Source organism: Actinomadura harenae, assembly GCF_003696215.1.
In the GTDB taxonomy this organism is placed as follows: domain Bacteria; phylum Actinomycetota; class Actinomycetes; order Streptosporangiales; family Streptosporangiaceae; genus Spirillospora; species Spirillospora harenae.
On sequence record NZ_RFFG01000085.1, the window covers coordinates 17,768 to 35,511 of the forward strand.

20 protein-coding genes are annotated in these 17,744 nt (G+C 71.7%); 5 read left to right on the top strand and 15 right to left on the bottom strand.

Annotated elements, in window-relative coordinates; translation table 11 throughout:
* Positions 1-122 precede the first annotated feature (122 nt).
* Positions 123-1,331 carry an MFS transporter gene (locus tag EBO15_RS32770; RefSeq protein ID WP_199744946.1) on the bottom strand — a complete coding sequence of 403 codons (1,209 nt, stop codon included), beginning with the start codon at positions 1,329-1,331 and terminating at the stop codon, positions 123-125.
* A gap of 58 nt (positions 1,332-1,389) precedes the next feature.
* Here EBO15_RS32770 and EBO15_RS32775 point away from each other — a divergent pair, with 58 nt between their 5' ends.
* Positions 1,390-2,382 (top strand): helix-turn-helix domain-containing protein, encoded by a 993-nt coding sequence (locus tag EBO15_RS32775; RefSeq protein ID WP_122198354.1) that lies wholly within the window; start codon positions 1,390-1,392, stop codon positions 2,380-2,382.
* 8 nt (positions 2,383-2,390) lie between these two features.
* Here EBO15_RS32775 and EBO15_RS32780 read toward each other — a convergent pair whose 3' ends face one another.
* From EBO15_RS32780 to EBO15_RS32795, 4 genes are read right to left on the bottom strand one after another with little or no spacing between them, the layout of a single operon-like run.
* Complete coding sequence (locus EBO15_RS32780; protein ID WP_456047883.1) at positions 2,391-3,455, bottom strand: sensor histidine kinase; 1,065 nt, start codon at positions 3,453-3,455, stop codon at positions 2,391-2,393.
* Entirely contained in the window at positions 3,452-4,099 is a 648-nt protein-coding gene (locus tag EBO15_RS32785; RefSeq protein WP_267898446.1) for a response regulator, read from the bottom strand. Before EBO15_RS32785 ends, EBO15_RS32780 begins: the two co-directional genes overlap by 4 nt.
* Before the next feature lie 40 nt (positions 4,100-4,139).
* Positions 4,140-4,883, bottom strand: a complete 744-nt coding sequence (locus tag EBO15_RS32790) for an ABC transporter permease (protein WP_122198357.1) — start codon at positions 4,881-4,883, stop codon at positions 4,140-4,142.
* A complete protein-coding gene (locus tag EBO15_RS32795) occupies positions 4,880-5,572 on the bottom strand; it encodes an ABC transporter ATP-binding protein (protein ID WP_122198358.1) in 693 nt (230 codons plus the stop codon). Before EBO15_RS32795 ends, EBO15_RS32790 begins: the two co-directional genes overlap by 4 nt.
* A 206-nt stretch (positions 5,573-5,778) precedes the next feature.
* Between EBO15_RS32795 and EBO15_RS32800 the strand changes: the two genes are divergently transcribed.
* Entirely contained in the window at positions 5,779-7,248 is a 1,470-nt protein-coding gene (locus EBO15_RS32800) for an AAA family ATPase (RefSeq protein WP_199744947.1), read from the top strand.
* Here EBO15_RS32800 and EBO15_RS32805 read toward each other — a convergent pair.
* From EBO15_RS32805 to EBO15_RS32820, 4 genes are read right to left on the bottom strand one after another with little or no spacing between them, the layout of a single operon-like run.
* Entirely contained in the window at positions 7,229-8,068 is an 840-nt protein-coding gene (locus EBO15_RS32805) for a hypothetical protein (RefSeq protein ID WP_122198360.1), read from the bottom strand. The two genes, EBO15_RS32800 and EBO15_RS32805, sit on opposite strands and share 20 nt — an antisense overlap.
* Entirely contained in the window at positions 8,065-8,610 is a 546-nt protein-coding gene (locus EBO15_RS32810) for an RNA polymerase sigma factor (RefSeq protein ID WP_122198361.1), read from the bottom strand. The genes EBO15_RS32805 and EBO15_RS32810 overlap by 4 nt, the downstream gene beginning before the upstream one ends.
* 47 nt (positions 8,611-8,657) lie before the next feature.
* The gene (locus EBO15_RS32815; protein WP_122198362.1) at positions 8,658-8,978 is read right to left on the bottom strand and encodes a DMT family transporter; all 321 of its coding nucleotides are present in this window, start codon (positions 8,976-8,978) and stop codon (positions 8,658-8,660) included.
* Positions 8,979-8,993: 15 nt separating this feature from the next.
* Positions 8,994-9,437 carry a DMT family transporter gene (locus tag EBO15_RS32820; RefSeq protein ID WP_122198363.1) on the bottom strand — a complete coding sequence of 148 codons (444 nt, stop codon included), beginning with the start codon at positions 9,435-9,437 and terminating at the stop codon, positions 8,994-8,996.
* A gap of 98 nt (positions 9,438-9,535) precedes the next feature.
* On the opposite strand from EBO15_RS32820, the gene EBO15_RS32825 reads away from it, so the two are divergent.
* Positions 9,536-10,018, top strand: a complete 483-nt coding sequence (locus tag EBO15_RS32825) for a MarR family winged helix-turn-helix transcriptional regulator (RefSeq protein WP_122198364.1) — start codon at positions 9,536-9,538, stop codon at positions 10,016-10,018.
* Here the strand turns inward: EBO15_RS32825 and EBO15_RS32830 are convergent.
* The 6 genes from EBO15_RS32830 to EBO15_RS32855 all read right to left on the bottom strand — a co-directional run bounded on the left by EBO15_RS32830 (position 10,003) and on the right by EBO15_RS32855 (position 15,031).
* Positions 10,003-10,527, bottom strand: coding sequence for a YbhB/YbcL family Raf kinase inhibitor-like protein (locus EBO15_RS32830; RefSeq protein ID WP_199744949.1), 525 nt, complete (start codon positions 10,525-10,527; stop codon positions 10,003-10,005). The genes EBO15_RS32825 and EBO15_RS32830 overlap by 16 nt on opposite strands.
* Positions 10,528-10,673: 146 nt before the next feature.
* Positions 10,674-11,468 (bottom strand): ABC transporter ATP-binding protein, encoded by a 795-nt coding sequence (locus tag EBO15_RS32835; protein ID WP_233616586.1) that lies wholly within the window; start codon positions 11,466-11,468, stop codon positions 10,674-10,676.
* Positions 11,461-12,447, bottom strand: coding sequence for an ABC transporter permease (locus EBO15_RS32840; RefSeq protein ID WP_122198367.1), 987 nt, complete (start codon positions 12,445-12,447; stop codon positions 11,461-11,463). Before EBO15_RS32840 ends, EBO15_RS32835 begins: the two co-directional genes overlap by 8 nt.
* Positions 12,448-12,637: 190 nt before the next feature.
* Positions 12,638-13,807 carry a cytochrome P450 gene (locus EBO15_RS32845; RefSeq protein ID WP_122198368.1) on the bottom strand — a complete coding sequence of 390 codons (1,170 nt, stop codon included), beginning with the start codon at positions 13,805-13,807 and terminating at the stop codon, positions 12,638-12,640.
* Positions 13,804-14,244, bottom strand: a complete 441-nt coding sequence (locus EBO15_RS32850; RefSeq protein ID WP_122198369.1) for a 2,4'-dihydroxyacetophenone dioxygenase family protein — start codon at positions 14,242-14,244, stop codon at positions 13,804-13,806. Before EBO15_RS32850 ends, EBO15_RS32845 begins: the two co-directional genes overlap by 4 nt.
* A 118-nt stretch (positions 14,245-14,362) precedes the next feature.
* On the bottom strand, positions 14,363-15,031 hold the full coding sequence (locus EBO15_RS32855; RefSeq protein WP_122198370.1) for a sulfotransferase family protein: 669 nt from the start codon (positions 15,029-15,031) through the stop codon (positions 14,363-14,365).
* Between the two features lie 363 nt (positions 15,032-15,394).
* On the opposite strand from EBO15_RS32855, the gene EBO15_RS32860 reads away from it, so the two are divergent.
* Both EBO15_RS32860 and EBO15_RS32865 read left to right on the top strand, forming a co-directional pair.
* A complete protein-coding gene (locus EBO15_RS32860; RefSeq protein WP_122198371.1) occupies positions 15,395-16,231 on the top strand; it encodes a VanW family protein in 837 nt (278 codons plus the stop codon).
* Between the two features lie 67 nt (positions 16,232-16,298).
* Positions 16,299-17,621, top strand: a complete 1,323-nt coding sequence (locus EBO15_RS32865) for a serine hydrolase domain-containing protein (protein ID WP_122198372.1) — start codon at positions 16,299-16,301, stop codon at positions 17,619-17,621.
* Positions 17,622-17,744 lie beyond the last annotated feature (123 nt).

Below are 17,744 nucleotides of genomic sequence, written 5' to 3' on the forward strand. Positions count from 1 at the left end.
GACGAGGCACGGGCATGGCCGGGGAGTCCATGGGCGGAACTCCCCGGTCCCCAACGCCGGGCCCCGGTCGTGACCAGTCGGGGCCCGGTCACATAACGCGCGCGCGGGTCGGCGCGCGCGGGTCAGCGCAAGTGGCGGGTGAGGGCGAGTGACGCGAGGACCGACGCCAGCCCGAAGACGGACATCGTGACGCCGGGGGAGAAGCCCTCGGCGATCGCGCCCGCCCCGGCCATCGCGCCCGACTGGAGCGTCATGGTGCCCGTGGTGAGCAGGCCGAACGCCTGGCCGCGCCGGTCCTCCGGGACGGCGTCCACGAACCGCTGCTGGATGCTGAGCTCGTAGCTGAGCCCGGCCGCCCCGGCGAGGCCGAGGACGCAGGCGATCGCGATGCCCGGCCTCAGCGCGAACAGCACCAGCGGCAGCCCGTTCAGCAGGGCGAGCAGCAGGCCGATCCGCTCGCGCGGGCCCGTCGGGACGAACCGTCCGACGACGAGGTTGCCGAGCAGCATCCCGGCGGCGATGGCGGCGAGGACGAAGCCCGCCTGGTCCGGCTTCCCGATGGACGCGGTGTACGGGATCACGACGCCCTCGGCGCCGGTCGCGAGCGCCGCGGGCAGCCACATCGCGATGAGGCCGCCGCGCACCACCGGGTCGCGGAGCAGGGCCCGGTTGACCCGCCAGGTCTCGCGCGCGGCGCCGCCCTCGCGCTCGCCCTGGACGCGCGGCGGACGGGCCGCCAGCCCCAGCCGGGTGAACACGGCCGCGCATCCGGCCGTCCCGCAGGACAGCCAGAGCGTGCTGGACGGCCCGACGGCGGCGATCAGGAGCCCGCCGAACGCCTGCCCGGCGATCTGCGCCCCGCCCGCCGTCATCGTGAAGACGGACCGGCCGAGGACGTAGCCGCCCTCCTTGGGCAGGATCTCGCTCAGCAGCGCCCAGGTGGACGAGGACGCGAGCGGCATCAGCAGGCCCAGGGCGATCATCACGCACAGCGTGCCGCCGACGGGCAGCACGTCGGTGGCGAGCACGGCGGTCGTCGCGGCCTGGACGAGGTAGACGCCGACGAGCAGGCGGCGCGGCGGGAGCCGGTCGACGTGCGAGAGGAGCAGGGCGCCGCCGATGACGTAGGGGAACATCTCGGCGGTGTAGGCCAGGGCGGCGAGCAGGGACGATCCGGTGCGCTGGTACACCAGGACGGAGAGCGCGAGCATCCGCACCATGTCGCCGCCCACGAGGATCACCCGGAGCGCGAACAGGACCCGGAACTCGCGGACGGCGAAGATGTCGCGATAGGCGACGGTGGCGGGGGACGTGGTCGAAGTCGTCGTCACGAAACGCACCATCGCGGCATATCGCCGCCGACGCTAAGGTTTCGGGCAGGAGCGAAACATGGCGTGGATCGAGGTCGGTCCAGGGGATGTCACCGCCTCGCGGTTCGCGGTGTCGCCCCTGATAGAGGTCACCAGCGCGTTAGGCGTGCTGGCGGGACGGCTCGAGGTCGGGCCGCTGGACCCCTGGGTGCGGCGCGCGCGCCCGGCGTTCCGCGCCCTGATGGAGGACCCGTCCGTGCGCGCGCTCGCCTACCTGCGCCGTCGCGGCGGCTACATGGCCGACTTCGTGACCCCGCCGCCCGAACGCGTCCACATCACCCTCGACGAGCAGTTGGCGCAGGTCAGGGCCACGCCGCTGGAGCTCGCGCGGTACGAGCTGGCGCAGAACCGGGCGGGGCTCCCGGCGCCGGACGCGGGCGTCCGCACCGTCCTGGACTCGCCGGACGTGGTGCCGCTGCTCGCGACCGCCCTCGGCCGGGCCTTCGCGGCCCTCATCGCGCCCGACTGGCCCACGATCCGGACGATCTTCGAACGCGACCTCCTGTACCGGGCCGGACGGCTCGCCGTTTACGGCTGGGCCGAAGCCCTGGCCGGACTGTCCCCCCGCGTCCACTGGCACCCGTCGGAGACCGGCGGCATGATCGAACTCGCCGCGCTGGACGGCCCCCGGACGTCCCTGAACGGCGCCGGGCTCCTCTTCCTTCCCTCGGTCTTCACCGACCTCGGCTACTCGACCGAACCGCCCTGGCAGAACACCCTGTCCTACCGGGCGCGCGGCGTCGCGGCCCTCTGGTTCCGGGACGCCCCGCCGAACGACGGCCTGCCGAAACTCATCGGACGCACCCGCGCCGACGTCCTCCGCGCCCTGGACGAGCCGACCACCACCACCCGCCTGACCGCCCTGCTGAACATGAGCCTCGGCAACGTCGGCGACCATCTGGCCGTCCTGCGCGACTGCGGCCTCGTCGCGCGCGACCGGTACGGACGCGCCGTCCTGTACCGGCGCACCGAACTGGGCGACGCCCTGCTCAACAGCGAAGTGCCCCCCTGACGACGAGGTCAGTAACGCAGGAGCGCCCGCACTTCGAAGCCGCCGTCCGGCGTCGCCCCCGCCTCGAACTCGCCCGCGTGCGCGAGCGCGCGTTCCCGCATGCCGATCAGCCCATATCCGCCACCGGACGTCCCGCCACGCGCGGGACCGCTGTCCCGCACCTCGACCTCAAGCCGACCTGGCCGGTTCCGGACAACCACGCGGCACCGCGCGGACCCCGCGGCATGCCGCGCCACGTTCGTCAGCGCCTCCTGGACGATCCGGAACGCCGCCAACTGCACCCCGCCCGGGACGTCGTCCTCCCGCAGGTCCGCCGCGTGCAGGTCGAACCGCGGCCCGGCCGCGCCGACGAGGACGGGCAGCCCGGAGAGGCCCGGCGCGGGTTCGAGGACGGCCTCCTCGGCGTCCCCGCGCAGCACGCCGAGCATCGCCCGCATCTCGCCGAGCGACCTCCGGCTGACCTCCTCGATCACCTCCAGCGCCCGCCGCGCCTCCTCCGGGCGCTCGGCCACGACATGGTTCGCCACCCCGGCCTGGACGGCGATCAGGCCCATCCCGTGCGTCACCACGTCGTGCATCTCGCGGGCGATGCGCAGCCGCTCGTCCATGCGGGCGCGCTCGATCTCGCGCTCGGCGTTCCGCCGCCGCTCGGCGACGGCCCGTCCGGCCGTCCAGGCGCCGCCGAGGAGCACCAGGCCGAGCAGGACGCGCGGGACGACGGTCCCGGCCACGCCCGCGGGCGCTCCCACCGCCGCCAGCGCCACCACGCCCGCCGCGCTGAACCCGCCGACGAGGCCCGTCGACGGGCGGCGCGGCGTGATCGGCCCGGACGCGACCGTGTACAACGCGAGCGCCGCCGCGAGGAACGCGCCCGCGCCGACCGTGATCCCGAGGAGCGACACCGCCGCCGACACCGCGAACACCGCGACCGGCCACCGCCGCCGCGCGACCAGCGGCAACGCCGCCGCCACCGACACGACCCACGCGCCGGCGCCCAGCGGCTGAAGCCCGGCGACGGGCGGGACGACGGCCAGCCCGAAGGCCATCGCCACGTCCCCGGCGACCCGTTTCACCGCCCGGCCAGGCCCGACTCGTACGCCACGATCACCAGCTGGGCGCGGTCGCGCGCGTGGAGCTTGCTCAGCAGCCGTCCCACGTGCGTCTTCACCGTCGGGAGGCTGAGCCGGAGCCGCTCGGCGATCTCGGTGTTGCTCAGCCCCGCGGCGATCAGCTTCAGCACGTCCCGCTCCCGGTCGGTGATCCCGTCGATCGCGACCTCCGTCCGCCGCGCGAACGCCTCGACCAGCCGCCGCGCCACGGACGGCGCGAGCATGCTGTCCCCGGACGCCACGACCCGGATCCCGTCCAGCAGGTCGGCCGGGCGCGTGTCCTTCAGCAGGAACCCGCTCGCGCCCGCCCGCAGCGCCGCGAACACGTACGCGTCCAGGTCGAACATGGTCAGCACCAGCACCCGCGCGCCGCCCGCCTCCGGGTCGCCGCAGATCCGCCGGGTCGCCTCCACGCCGTCCAGGACGGGCATCCGGACGTCCATGAGGATCACGTCCGGCCGCAGCCGCCGCGCCAGCTCCACCGCCCGCTCCCCGTCGCCCGCCTCGCCGACGACCGCCAGATCGGGCGCGGACTCGACGAGCAGCCGGAAACTGCCCCGCAGCAACGCCTGGTCCTCCGCGATCAGGACCCGGACCGCCTCGCTCAGAACGCCTCCTCGACCGCCTGGAATGTCGGAAGCGTAGCCGTCAGACGTCCCGCCGCCGCAGCACGAGCGCCCCGCCCGCGACCGCCGCGACCACCCACGCCACCAGCACCGCGCCGCCGAGCATGGGCCCGAGCGCGTCATGCTCCGGCCGGACGGTCAGCAACCGCGCCCCCGCCCGGTCGGGCAGCAGCTCCGCCGCGCGCCGGCCCGCCGCCGCGACCGTCAGCAGCTGCGACCCCACGGTGACCAGCGGCAACAGGACGGCCAGCGGCACCAGCGGGGTCCGCGTCATCATCGTGAACCCGGCCGCGAGCACGCACATCAGCATCAGGTACAGGACGGCCCCGCCCAGCGCGCGCGGCACCCCGCTCTCGCCGAGCGACTTCCCGTACGGCCCGAGCGTCATCTGCGTCGCGAGGTCGGACGCCACCACCGACACCACCACGACCGGCAGCGCCGCCACCGTGATCGCGATCATCTTCGCCGCCATGAACGCCCCCCGCCTCGGCACCGCCAGCAGCGCGGGCCCGAGCGGGTCCCCGGACACGGCCAGCACCCCGAACACGATCAGCGCGAGCATCCCGTACTGGACGCCGTCGAACCCCGACTGCTGCGCCGTGAAGTCCGGCCGCAGCAGCGAACTGTGGGACGTGAGGGCCTGCCGTCCGGACCACCCGTTCAGCGCCCCCACACCGACGCTGATGACCGGCACCAGCGCCAGCGACACGAGCGGCCCCGGCACGCTCCGCAGCTTGACCAGCTCGCCCCGCACCGCGTCGATCACCGCATACCACCCGTCAGCCGCAGGAACTCGTCCTCCAGGTCTCCCGTGAACTCGGACGTCTCGGCGTCGGCGACGAGCCGGCCCCGCGCGACGACCACGAGCCGATCCGCCGTCCGCGCCACCTCGCCGATGAGATGACTCGACACGAGAACGGTCCGTCCCTCCGAGGCGAGCCCGCGCAGCAGGCCCCGCAGCCACCGGATGCCCTCGGGGTCGAGCCCGTTCGCGGGCTCGTCCAGGACCACGATCGCCGGATCCCCGAGCAGCGCCGCCGCGAGCCCGAGCCGCTGCCGCATGCCCTGCGAGTACCCGCCGACGCGCCGCCGCCCGGCCTCCGCGAGCCCGACCAGCTCCAGCACCTCCCGGACGCGCCGGACCCCGATCCCCTGCGACCTCGCCAGCCACCGCAGATGCGCGTCCCCGCTACGTCCCCGATGCGGCGCGGCCGTCTCCAGCAACGCCCCGACCTGGCGCAGCGGACGCTCCAGCTCCCGGTACCGCCGTCCACCCACCAGCGCCCGCCCCGCATCCGGAGCGGCCAGCCCGAGCATCATCCGCATCGTCGTGGACTTCCCGGCCCCGTTGGGCCCCAGAAACCCGGTCACCACCCCCGGCGGGGCCGTGAACGAAAGATCGTCCACCGCCGCCACCGCCCCGTACCGCTTGCAGAGCCCTTCAACTTCGATCACACCCCCACGCTCACACCCCACCTCGACGGGCACATCGACCCACAGTCCCTCAGACCAGAGGACGATCGTCTTACGTGACCGTTACTGTGCGGAGCGTGACGAAATTCAATGTGGCAGGGCCGTGCTATCCCGGACGGCACTACATGCTCCCTCCGCTGCCTCGGTTGCCGCAGGCGCTCAGATTCGCGCAGGAGGGGGCTTACTTTGTGTTGCACGCTCCCCGCCAGACCGGCAAGACCACCACACTCGCCGCCCTGGCCGGCGCGCTCAACGCCACTGGCGAGTACGCCGCCGTCCGCTTCTCGTGCGAGCGAGCAAGCCTCCTCGACGATCCCGCCGATGCGGAGGCGCGAATCCTCGACGCGATCCGGATCGAGGCGGAGAACGCGGAGCTCGCCCCGGAGTGCCTTCCGCCCACTCCCTGGTCCGATGCGTCCCGTGGAAATCGACTGTTCCACGGCCTGCGAACATGGGCCGAACAGTGCCCCCGGAAGCTCGTACTGCTCATCGACGAGATCGACTCCCTGAAGGGGCCGGTCCTGGTCAGTGCGCTGAGGCTGCTCCGCGACGGCTACACCTCCGCGAACATCCGGTTCCCCCACTCGGTGGTCCTGTGCGGGATGCGGAACGTACGCGACTACAAGGCGGCCTCAGGGGGAGATCCCACGCGGCTCGGCACGTCGAGTCCGTTCAACATCAGTGCGGGTTCGCTGCGGATCGACGACTTCTCCATGAGCGAGATCGCCGAGCTCTACGGGCAGCACACCGACCTGACCGGCCAGAAGTTCTCAGACGAGGCTGTCGAACGCGCGTACCACGCGAGCCAGGGACAGCCCTGGCTGGTCAACGCCCTGGCTCGCGACATCATCGAGATGATGGAGGTTCCGGCCGACGAGGAGATCACCGACGAGCTGATGGACCGGGCCGTCGAGCGCCTGATCGCGCAGCGGGCCACCCATCTGGACTCACTGGCAGCCCGGTTGCACGAGCCGCGTGTGAGCCGGTTCATCCAGCCGATGATCACCGGAGGGGGCGTGGCCGGGGACGCCACCTACGACGACGATCTCTCCTACGTCCGCGACCTGGGCCTGGTCACCCGGGCATCGCCTCCGCTGATCTCCAACCCGATCTACCAGGAGGTCATCGGAAGAGTCCTGTCCCACTCGGTCCAGCACCAGATCGACGCCGAGCCGAAGGCCTTCCTGCTTCCGGACGGACGGCTCGACGTCCCCAAGATCCAGCGTGATTTCGTCGCGTTCTGGAAGGCCAACGCCGAGATCCTCGACACCGACCGCACCTATCACGAGGCCGCCTGCCACCTGGTGTTCCAGGCGTTCCTCCAGCGCGTCGTCAACGGCGGCGGCCTCATCGACCGTGAGTACGCCCTCGGTCGCAGGCGCCTCGACCTGATGATCCACAAGCCCTACCTCGCCGATGACGGCAGGCGGGCGCTGCAGCAGTCGGCCTTCGAGCTGAAGGTGCGCTCGGAGGTGACCGGCGACCAGATCGCCGACGGTCTGGAGCAGCTCGACGGCTACCTCGACCGCCTCGGCCTGGACACCGGCACCCTCGTCGTCTTCGACCGTCGCCGGAACGCGCCGCCGGTCACCGAACGCACGAGCATCGGGACCGCCGAGTCGCCGTCCGGGCGTGTGATCACTCTGATCCGGGCCTGACGTCCGTCTTGGACACGACGAGCCCGACGGCTCCGCTGGTGTGGCCGCTGGACACGAAGGTCACGCGCCAGGTGCCCTTCACCTTGTTCGCCGGCACCACGTGCGCGCTGATGTCCCAGCCCTCGGTGGTCGCGTCGGCGGGCCTGTCGAGGTTGTAGATCTCGACGGTGCCGTGGCGTTGGCGCAGGGCGGTGACGACCTCCGCGACGGTCCGGTCCACGACCGGTACTCCGGCCAGGATCTCGCCGGGGGCGGTCGCGTCGCCGGTGAGGCGGATCCGTTCGCCGGGGTTCGGCGCGCGGCCGAACAGGACGGTCACCGGCGTCCGGAGGTCGACGGGGATCCGCACGCCCGACCTGCACCCGATCCCGCCGCAGTCCTTCCAGCGAATCTCCGCCGGCTTGACGTTCTTGGGGTCCTCGGGCCAGGAGAGCATGGCGCCGACCAGGCTCGGGGACGCGGGCCAGATCTCCAGTTCCACGGGCATGCGGTGCTCGGCGAACTCCGCGCGCAGGCGCGCGGGGTCGGCCTTCGGATCCCGGAGCGTGACGTCGACGTACTGTCCGTTCCGGGAGAAGTTGAGGGCCTCGGCGGAACGTTGCCCGCCGGTCCAGCCGATCACGATGGCCACGACCGCCGCCACGGCCCCGAGCGCCAGGGCGAACCGGGGCCGGACGCGTGGTCTCCGTGCGGCCCGGGCGGTGCGGGCGGTGCGGGTGATGTCGGCGGCCAGTTCCTCGAACGCGGCGTCCGACACGAGCCGCGCGGCGGCCTCGTCCGAGATCGGGGTGCTCCGGCGGATCATCGACGGCTCGGTCATGCGGGGTCTCCTTCCAGGGCCCGGACGGCGGCGGGGACCGGGGCGTCGTGACGGCGGAGGGTGCGGGCGAAGCGGCGGCGGGCCCGGTGCAGCCGGACCCGCACCGCGTTCCGGGAGCAGCCGAGCACCGTCGCGAGTTCGCCGTGGTCCAGGCCCTCCCAGCCGACGAGCGTCAGCAGCTCGCGGTCCGCTTCGGGAAGGCTGCGGAGGGCCGCGGCGACGAGTCCGGGCTCACCGTCCTCGGGGGGAGGGGACGGCCACGTGGCGGCGAGCTCGGACCGCAGGCGTGCGCCGAGGGCGGTGCGGCGGCGCTCGCCCCGGCGCTGGTCGGCCAGGACCCGCCGGGCCACGCCGTACAGCCACAGCCGGGCCTCGTCGCCGGGCGGGACGTCGTCCAGTCGTCGCCACGCGACGAGGAAGGTCTCGGCGACCACGTCGGCCGCGTCCTGGGGGTCTCCGGTCCGGCGTAGCGCGTAGCCGAGCACCTGGGCCCGGTTCGCGGCGTACAGGGCCTCGAACCCGTTCGATGGGGGATGTCGCACTCTGTCTCCTTTCCGACATCCCCGTCATGGCCGGATCTCGCGGAGCATTACAGGCCGGCGGCGAGCTTGAGGGTGATGGCGCCGGCGATGATGGCGGCGAAGGAGAGGAGTTTGGGGAGGGTGATCTTCTCCTTGTAGATCAGGGCGCCGAACAGGACGGTTCCGATGGAGCCGATGCCCGTCCAGATCGTGTAGCCGACGCTGACGTCCAGGGTGCGCAGGGCGAGGCTGAGGGTGAAGATGCCGCCGCTCGCGGCAAGCAGTGTCAGCACGGACGGCCAGAGGCGGGTGAAGCCGCGGGTCGCGTTGGTGCCGAGGGCGAAGGCGATCTCGAAGACGATCGCGAGCGCGAGGAAGAACCAGGCCATGGGGGTGTGCTCCGTTCAGGAAAGGGTCGAGGAGGCCGCGGTCGAAGGTGACGCGGTCGAAGGGGACACGGTCGAAACCGATGCGGTCGAAGCCGATGCGGTCGAGGGGGATGTGGACGAGGGGGATGCGGACGCGGAGGAGAGCTTGTCCGAGAGCTTGAGGCCGAGCACTCCGCCGATGATCAGGACGAACGCCAGGGCCTTGCCCAGCGTCATGGACTCGTGGAAGATCACGGTGCCGAAGGCGACGGTGCCGACCGAGCCGATGCCGGTCCAGACGGTGTAGCCGACCCCGACGTCCAGGGTCTTGAGGGCGAGGCTGAGGAAGAAGATGCCGCCCGAGGCCGCGGCCGCGGTCAGCAGGGACGGCCCGAGTTCGGTGAAGCCGTGGGTGGCGTTGGTCGCGAGGGCGAACACCACCTCGAACACGGATGCGATCAGCAGGTAGATCCAGGCCATCGGGGTCCTCCATGTGTTTGTATGTATGTGCAAGTTCTTGCCGACGAGCAAGAGTATGTATGTACAAGTACTCTGGTGTCAACAGAAGGGACGGCGTGATGGCAACGACGCTTCAAGGACAGGCCGACGTGCGGCTGTGGAACCAGGTCATCGCCCTGCACGCGCGGGTGGAGAGCCGGCTCGGGACGGTCCTGCAACGGCAGCACGGCCTCGGGCTGTCGGAGTACCGGGCGCTGGCGCTGCTGGCCGAGGCCCCGGACGGCGAGCTGCGCATGCAGGACCTGGCCACCGGCCTCGGGCTCAACCAGAGCTCGGTCACGCGCCTGGTCGGACGGCTCAACGACGCCGGGTTCACCTACCGCGACCTGTGTCCGGACGACAAACGCGGCGTCTACACGGTGATCACGGACGCCGGGCGGGAGCGGTACCGGCAGGCCCGTCCCGGCTACGAGGAGGTCCTCACCGCGACCCTGGACGAGGCGGAGGAGGCGGCCGGGCTCCTGGGCGCGGCACGCCGCGCCGCCGCGGGTGAGGGCGCCGTGGAGGCGCCCTCACCGGACGGTGGTCACCGGGAGGCGTAGACCGGGACCAGGCTGGCCCGCGCCAGCGTGTGGGCGGTGATGTTGAAGCCGACCACGGCGGGCATCGCGTCGGACGGGACGCCCAGCGACTCCACGTCCAGCGCGTGGACGGTGAAGACGTAGCGGTGCGGGGTGCCGGGCGGCGGGGCCGCGCCGCCGAACTCCTTGTTGCCGTAGTCGTTGCGTGCCTGGACGCCGATCTTGGCGTCCGCGGTGCCCGCGCCGGTCGGCAGCGCGGTCACGTCGGCCGGGACGTCGAACAGGAGCCAGTGCCAGAAGCCGGAGCCGGTCGGGGCGTCCGGGTCGTAGCAGGTGACCGCGAAGCTCTTGGTCTCGGCGGGGAAGCCCGACCAGCGCAGCTCCGGCGAGAGGTTCTCGCCGGAGAAGCCCCAGTCGTCGAACACGTGCTTGTTCGCCAGGTGCGCGCCGTCGGCGATGTCGTCGCTCTCCAGCGTGAACGACGGGACCTGCGGCAGGTGCTCGTGTGGGAGCGGCGGCTTACCGGCCATGGTCATGTCCTCCTCCTGATAGCCATCGTCCTCATACCTATCAGGCCATGGGCCCCTCACCGCGCCCATGGGAGCCTGGGACGAGAAGACCCCGCCCCCGGCCGCTCGTCGGCCGTGCTGGGGCGGGGTCCTCGGGGGGAACGCGTCTACTTCTGGGTGGCCTCGGTGTAGGCGTCGATGACCTCGTCCGGGGGGCCGTCCATGCGCATCTGGCCGTCGTCCAGCCAGATCACGCGGTCGCAGGTCTCGCGGACCACGTCGAGCTGGTGCGCGACCAGGAACACCGCGCCCGCCTCCTTGCGCAGCTCCTCGATCCGGCGCTGCGACTTGGTGCGGAACTTGGCGTCGCCGGTGGCGAGGGCCTCGTCGATCAGCAGGACGTCGTGGGTCTTGGCCGCGGCGATCGCGAACCGGAGCCGGGCGCCCATGCCGGACGAGTACGTCCGCATCGGGTAGTTGATGAAGCCCGCCTTGAGGCCGGCGAAGTCGACGACCTCCTGGTACTTCTCCTTGGTCTCCTGGGGGGTCATGCCCATCGCCAGGCAGCCGAGGACGACGTTGCGCTCGCCGGTGAGGTCCTTCATCAGGGCGGCGTTGACGCCCAGCAGGGACGGCTGGCCGTCGGTGTAGACGCCGCCGCGCGCCGGGGGCAGCAGGCCCGCGATGGCCTGGAGCAGCGTGGACTTGCCGGAGCCGTTGGTGCCGATGACGCCGACGGCCTCGCCGCGGTAGGCGACGAAGGACAGGCCCTTGATCGCGTGCACCTCGGTCATGCTGGGGCGCTTCTGCCGCTTGATCACCCGCGACATCGCGGACGCGGCGTTGCCCTTGCCGCCCGCGCCGTACACGCGGTAGACGATGTGCAGCCCGTCCACGACGACGATCGGGTCGCGCGTCGGGTCGATGTCCACGGGGTTCTGTGCGAGGTGGGCGTTAACCACGGCCGTATCGCTCCTCGGCACGGTAGAAGTAGACGAACCCGGCGACCAGGGCCACGACGGCCCAGATCAGGGCGTAGATCCACAGCTGGGTGCTCGAATGGTTCCCCGCCATGTGGTGCTGGACGTGGTGCCGGTACTTGCCGAGCAGGGTGTGCCGGCTCAGCTCCACGAACACGTAGCCCGGGTTCGCCTTGAGAATCTCGGCGAGCCAGGAGTGCGTCTTCAGGAAGTGGCTGCTGGTCATCAGGCTCGGGAGCGAGAAGATCACGCCGGACAGGTACAGCCAGGTGCGGGTGATGAACGGCAGCAGCTGGGTGACGTCGCGGTTGAACGCGCCCAGCCGGGCCATGACCATCCCGGCGCCCACGTTGAACATCAGCTGGAGCGCGACGACCACGGGGAACAGCAGCATGTGCACGTCGAGGGGCTCCCCGAACGCGAACACGATGATCATGAGGACGCCCAGCGACAGCACGAGCTGCTGGAACTCGACGACCGCGATGGCCAGGGGGAGCGTGGCGCGGGGAAAGTGCAGGGCCCGGATCAGCGACAGGTTGTCGCCGACCGACTTGGACCCCGACTGGATGGAGCGCTGCATGAACCCGAACATGAACACGCCGGTGACCAGGAACGGCAGGAAGTCCGGCAGGTTGCGCGAGGTGTTGAGCAGCAGCCCGAAGATCAGGAAGTAGACACCGACGTTCAGCAGAGGCGTGAGCAGCTGCCACACCTGGCCCAGGCGGGAGTCGCTGTACATCGAGATGTTCTTGGCGGAGGCGAACGCCCAGATGAAGTGGCGTCGCTGCCAGACGTCCTGGATGTACTTGCGCAGCGTGGGGCGAGCCGAGCTCTGCGTGAGGCCGAAGCGGGCGGCGTAGACGGCCAGGGACTCGCTGCTCCCGAAGTTCATCCGTGGAGGTTCCGCGAGTGTGCCGACCGACTCGCCACCCGAGGAGCCGGTCGGTTCCGGGTGACTCATGCTCGGAAGCCTATTGCAGCCCACGCTCTGTGCGAGACGTTCGCCCGTATTTGAGGCACCACACCAACCTAAAAGGGGAGGTTCAGGGATGCTTCACCGGGTTGTGGCCAACCTCACAGTGGTGATGCCATGACCGAACGCTTGCGATCGGCCACGAATCCCGGTCCGCCGGTGGGGGAAAGCGGGCGCGCTAGGAGCGGGCGATTCCGGTCAGCGGGAGGGCGGAGAGGCCGGTCACGACGGGGGAGCCGTTCCAGGCCGGGGCGCCGCTCAGGGCCAGGCGCGGATGGCGGAGCGTGGCCTCCTCCAGCAGGACGCGGATCTCCATGCGGGCGAGCGCCGCGCCCAGGCAGAAGTGCGGGCCGTGGCCGAAGGCCAGGCTCGGCCCGGACGGGCGGCGCGCGATGTCGAACCGGCCCGCGTCGTCCCCGAAGACGGCTGGATCGTGGTTCGCCGCCCCGAACAGCAGCATCACGTGCTCGCCCTCGGCGATCACCGCGTCGCCGAGCGGGACGTCCCGGGTGGCGGTGCGCAGGAAGTAGGCCACGGGAGACGTCCAGCGCAGGATCTCCTCGACCGCCGACGGCAGCAGGCCGGGCCGGTCGCGGAGGGTCGTCCACTGGGACGGGTTCTCCGCGAGGGCGTGCAGGCCGCCGGAGATCGCGTGCCGGGTCGTCTCGTTCCCGGCCACGAGCAGCTGGATCAGGAACATGACCAGTTCGAGGTCGGTCAGCCGGTCGCCGTCCAGCTCGGCCAGGGCGAGCCGGGAGATCACGTCGTCGCGCGGGTCGGCGCGGCGGCGGTGCGCGGTCTCCAGCAGGAACGACCCGCACTCGACGCGCAGCGCGTTCCGCTCGTCCTCCGGCAGGGCGGACGCGCCGGGCACGATCGCCTCGGTCCAGCGGTGGAACCGCGGCCAGTCCGCCTCCGGGACGCCGAGCAGCAGGCAGATCACCTGGAGCGGCAGCGGGACGGCCAGCTCGGCCACGGCGTCGAACGTGGGCGGCAGGCCGTTCAGCAGGGTGCGGACCCGGTCCCGGACGGTCCCCTCCAGCGCCCGCGTGACGGACGGCCGGAACGCGGGCGCGACCAGGCCCCGGTAGCGGGTGTGGCCGGGCGGGTCGGTGTGCATGATCGTCGGCGGGGCGGCGTAGGCGTGCCCGATCTCCGGGACCAGGATCCCGTCCCGGGACCGGAACGCCTCCGGATCGGACGCGACCCGCTGGACGTGCGCGTGCGACCCGGCCACCCACAGCGGCAGCGCCGGATGCCGGACCGGGCTCTTCTCGCGGATCTCCGCGTAGAGCCCGAGCGGATGGCCGGAGGCGAACGCGCCGTCCGGGAAGTCCTCGGCGATCACCGCAGGATCCCGCTCGGGCGCGGGATCCCGGCGGCGTCGCAGAGGGCGAGGTAGGCGTTCAGCGTGGACTCGCCGTCCACGACGCCGCTGATCTGCCCGGCGTCGTCGTACTCGATGAACGCGCCCTGGACGACGAAGAGGATGTCGGTGTCGTCGTCCAGGACGGTCAGCGTGTGGACCGATCCGGGCGGTTCGTAGATGTACGTCCCGGCGACGTAGTCGATGCCGTACTCGGCGTACCGCCAGCGGCCCGCGAAGGTGTGCGCGTGGACGCCGCCCGTGTGCTTGTGCGTCGGGAGCCGGAAGCCCGCGGCGAACCGGTTGCGGACGACCCAGGTGTCCGCGGACGCTCGTAGCACCTTCAGCCCGACCGGACCCGCCTGCACCCAGGGGACGTCGTCGTCGTGGACGTGCCCGACCGTGATCGCCTCAGTCATGAAGCAAACGCTAGGTAGGCATCACCGTCCGCGCAAGGCCCGGTTCCGGCGGGAGGCGGCTCGTGAGGCGGCTCGGTAGGCGGCTCCGTGAGGGGGCCGGAGGTGGCCGGGGCGGTGCTCAGCGGGTCAGGAGCATGCGCAGCATCCGGCGGCGGGCCTGGGAGGTGAACTCGGCGCTGTCGTTGACCCGCGGGAACGGGCCGTCCGGCACGGGGACCTCGAGGAACGTGCACAGCGGCTCCCAGCCCTGCTTCACCTCGTAGACCAGCAGCCGGTCCGCCGGGACGGCCTCGACGACCTCGGCCGTGTGCCGCTCGAACCGCGCCACCAGCCCGTCATCGTCGAGTCGGAGGAACTCCCGCATCTCCGGCATGAACGAGGACATGTCGGAGAAGGCGGCGAACCGGGTGCCGAGCAGCGACGACAGCGAGTACAGCGCCCGTCCGGAGGGGGTGTTCAGCCGTCCCTGCTGAGCCAGGATCGTGGTGCGCATGCTCTTCACCCAGGACCGCGGGTCCCGGACGCTGAGCACGACCTTCGCCTCCTTGTAGTGGTCGGCGATCTCGTGCCAGTACGCGGCGGACGGCCAGTCCACCGCCGAGCGGTAGCCGCCGAGCAGCGTCTCCCAGGGGACGGGTTCGCCGCGCGTCTTGGCACGCCACGCCCGGACCTGGCCGGAGCGCATCACCTCCGTCATGTGGTGGCAGGGGCCGAAACCGAGCTGTTCCAGAGCGCTCTTCAGGGACAGGGTGCCGGTGCGCCCGTATCCCGCGCCGATGACGTCCACGTGACGACCGTCACATTCCGCGACGGCGCGGTCAAGGCGGACGCGAGGGGCGTGACGCGGAGCTGACCGAAAAGGGGGTCTCACCGGCCACGGAGGGGCATTCGGGACGTCCGGAGAGGGGGGTCGCTCCGCTCCGCACCGGTCCGGTCACCCTCGGGGTCTGATGCTCTGACCTGCGAAGACGTACATGCGACGGCTGAGGACGCCGATCGGTTTACCGCTGGTGATCTATCCCATTCAGGATGTCCGAAAGTGGGCATCGGGCGTCGGGCTGTGCGTAACGTGGCCCGGGTTGTCCATATTTGGGGGTGGGGCCTGGTCATGGTTCGGCATCGGAGGAGGCGTCCGGAACCGAAGGAACGGATGCGCCGCTGGTTGCCCGTCGTGATCGGTGTTCCGGTCGCGGTCGTGGCGCTCGCCGGCGGGTACGCGCTCGCGGCGGGCGACGGCCCGGGCTCCGGAACGGGCTCCGGCGACGGCGGGCACGGAGCGGGGCGACCGGCCCCGGCGCGTCCCGCCGGCAACGGCCCGGGAGACGGGACGCGGCAGCTCGCCGCCTACACCACGCGGTTCAAGCCGGGCGAGGCCCGGGTGAAGAACATCCGGATCGGCGCGCGGGCCATCGACGGGCACGTCGTCAAGGCGGGCGACGCGTTCTCGTTCAACAAGGTCGTCGGGGAGCGCACCGCGCGCCGCGGCTACGTCCCCGCCCCGACGATCGTCGGATCCCGTCTCGTGGACGACCTCGGCGGCGGCATCTGCCAGGTCTCGGCCACGCTCTGGAACGCGGTGTTCGAGGCCGGACTCAAGATCGACGACTTCCATCCGCACACGCTGTGGATGCCGGAGTACCCGCAGGGCCGCGAGGCCGCGGTCGCCTGGCCGTCGCTCGACTTCGTCTGGCGCAACGACTCCGGCAGGCCGATCCGCCTGCGGACGCAGGTCACCGGCGACTCCCTGACCGTCTCGCTGTGGGGCACGCCGAAGTACCAGGTGAAGGCCGCCTCGTCCAAGCGGTACCACCTCACCCGCGCCGGGACGTTCAGCGACGCGAGGAGCCACTGCGTCCCGATGCCCGGCGGGCCCGGCTTCCAGATCGACGTGTTCCGGACGCTGACCCACGACGGCCGGACGGTCCGCCGGGACCGCTTCCACACCGTCTACCAGCCGGAACCCAAGGTCACCTGCACGAGCCGCTGATCCGTGCCCGCCACTGGATCACCATCCTCCCGGCAAAGGGGAAGAAGGTGCGCTACGGTCGCGAACCATGGAATCTCCGGCGTTCGGGCACAAGGACTTCGGGCGGAGGGACTTCGGGCGCAGGGACTTCGGCAGGCTCGCGGCGCTCGGCGTGGGGGGACCCGCGCTGCTGGCCGCGTGCGGTGAGGGCGGCGGCGCGCACGACGCGTCGTCCGTCGCCGCGAACGGAGCGGCGGCGGCCGCCCGGAGCTGGAAGGTCACCGGGCGCTCCCTGTCCGGGTTGGGCGGCTTCGACGCGACGGTCAAGGGCTTCATGCAGGCGCGGAACATCCCCTGCGGCCAGCTCGCCGTCGCCCGCAAGGGCAAGCTGCTGCTCGCGCGCGGCTACACCTGGAGCGCGAGCACCTCGCTGAAGACGTCCCCGACGTCGCTGTTCCGGATCGCCAGCCTCTCCAAGCCGATCACCGCCACGGCCGTGCTCCGGCTGATCCAGGAGGGCCGGCTCAAACCGACCGACAGGGTCGCGACGCTGCTGAAGCTGCCGGCCCACGCCGACCCGAGGCTCGCGGACGTCACCGTCCTGCGGCTGCTCCAGCACCTCGGCGGCTGGGACCGCGACACGTCGCCCGACCCGATGTTCCAGGACGCCGCCATCGCCAAGGCCCTGAAGAAGGGCCTGCCGGTCAGCCGCGCCGACATCATGAGGTGGGAGTCCGGTCGCAGGCTCGACCACAAGCCCGGCACGGCCTACGCCTACAGCAACTACGGCTACATGCTGCTCGGCCGGATCATCGAGAAGGTCTCCGGCCAGTCCTACGGCGCCTACGTCCAGGCGAAGGTGCTCGGGCCGCGCGGCATCAAGCGGATGAAGCTCGCGCACGGCCTGACCAAGGCCGCCGGTGAGGTTCCGTACTACTCGTCCGCCAAGGGCGCGACCGTCTACGACAACAGCGGTAAGCAGGTCGCCTACCCGTACGGCGGCTTCAACATCGAGAACATGGACGCGCACGGCGGCTGGCTCGGCACCGCCGTGGACCTGACCCGCTTCGCGCGGATCTACGACGGCGGGACGCCGGTGCTGAACGCCGCGTCGATCTCCCGCGCGTTCGCGAAGCCGGAGACCGGGATCGACCCCGGTGGCTGGTACTACGGCACCGGATGGATGGTCCGGCCCGTCACCGGCGGCCGCAACACCTGGCACGACGGCAGCCTGCCCGGGACGAGCACCCTGCTCGTCCGCCGCTTCGACGGCCTGACCTGGGCGGTCCTGTTCGACCAGCGGCAGGAGGGGAGCCAGCCGTCCTACGGCGACATCGACGGCGCGCTGCACCAGGCCGCGAACGCCGTCAGGACGTGGCCGACCGGCGACTTGTACGGCTCGTACTTCTAGTGGCTCGTGACTGAACCTTGCTGGGGTAATTGATCTCGGTGGGGTGGCGCGTCAGCCTTGTCCCAGTCGGTTCTGGGAGGTGGGTGTGGCGCGGAAGCCTGAGGTGTTCGTGCGGGCGTTGTC

What these genes read in the sequence shown, in the direction of transcription:
- EBO15_RS32830 (WP_199744949.1), bottom strand. Translation starts at nt 10,527, where the DNA reads ATGGCCGGTAAGCCGCCGCTCCCACACGAGCACCTGCCGCAGGTCCCG.
- EBO15_RS32850 (WP_122198369.1), bottom strand. Translation starts at nt 14,244, where the DNA reads ATGACTGAGGCGATCACGGTCGGGCACGTCCACGACGACGACGTCCCC.
- EBO15_RS32805 (WP_122198360.1), bottom strand. Translation starts at nt 8,068, where the DNA reads ATGACCGAGCCGTCGATGATCCGCCGGAGCACCCCGATCTCGGACGAG.
- EBO15_RS32860 (WP_122198371.1), top strand. Translation starts at nt 15,395, where the DNA reads ATGCGCCGCTGGTTGCCCGTCGTGATCGGTGTTCCGGTCGCGGTCGTG.
- EBO15_RS32815 (WP_122198362.1), bottom strand. Translation starts at nt 8,978, where the DNA reads ATGGCCTGGTTCTTCCTCGCGCTCGCGATCGTCTTCGAGATCGCCTTC.
- EBO15_RS32775 (WP_122198354.1), top strand. Translation starts at nt 1,390, where the DNA reads ATGGCGTGGATCGAGGTCGGTCCAGGGGATGTCACCGCCTCGCGGTTC.
- EBO15_RS32865 (WP_122198372.1), top strand. Translation starts at nt 16,299, where the DNA reads ATGGAATCTCCGGCGTTCGGGCACAAGGACTTCGGGCGGAGGGACTTC.
- EBO15_RS32820 (WP_122198363.1), bottom strand. Translation starts at nt 9,437, where the DNA reads ATGGCCTGGATCTACCTGCTGATCGCATCCGTGTTCGAGGTGGTGTTC.
- EBO15_RS32840 (WP_122198367.1), bottom strand. Translation starts at nt 12,447, where the DNA reads ATGAGTCACCCGGAACCGACCGGCTCCTCGGGTGGCGAGTCGGTCGGC.
- EBO15_RS32825 (WP_122198364.1), top strand. Translation starts at nt 9,536, where the DNA reads ATGGCAACGACGCTTCAAGGACAGGCCGACGTGCGGCTGTGGAACCAG.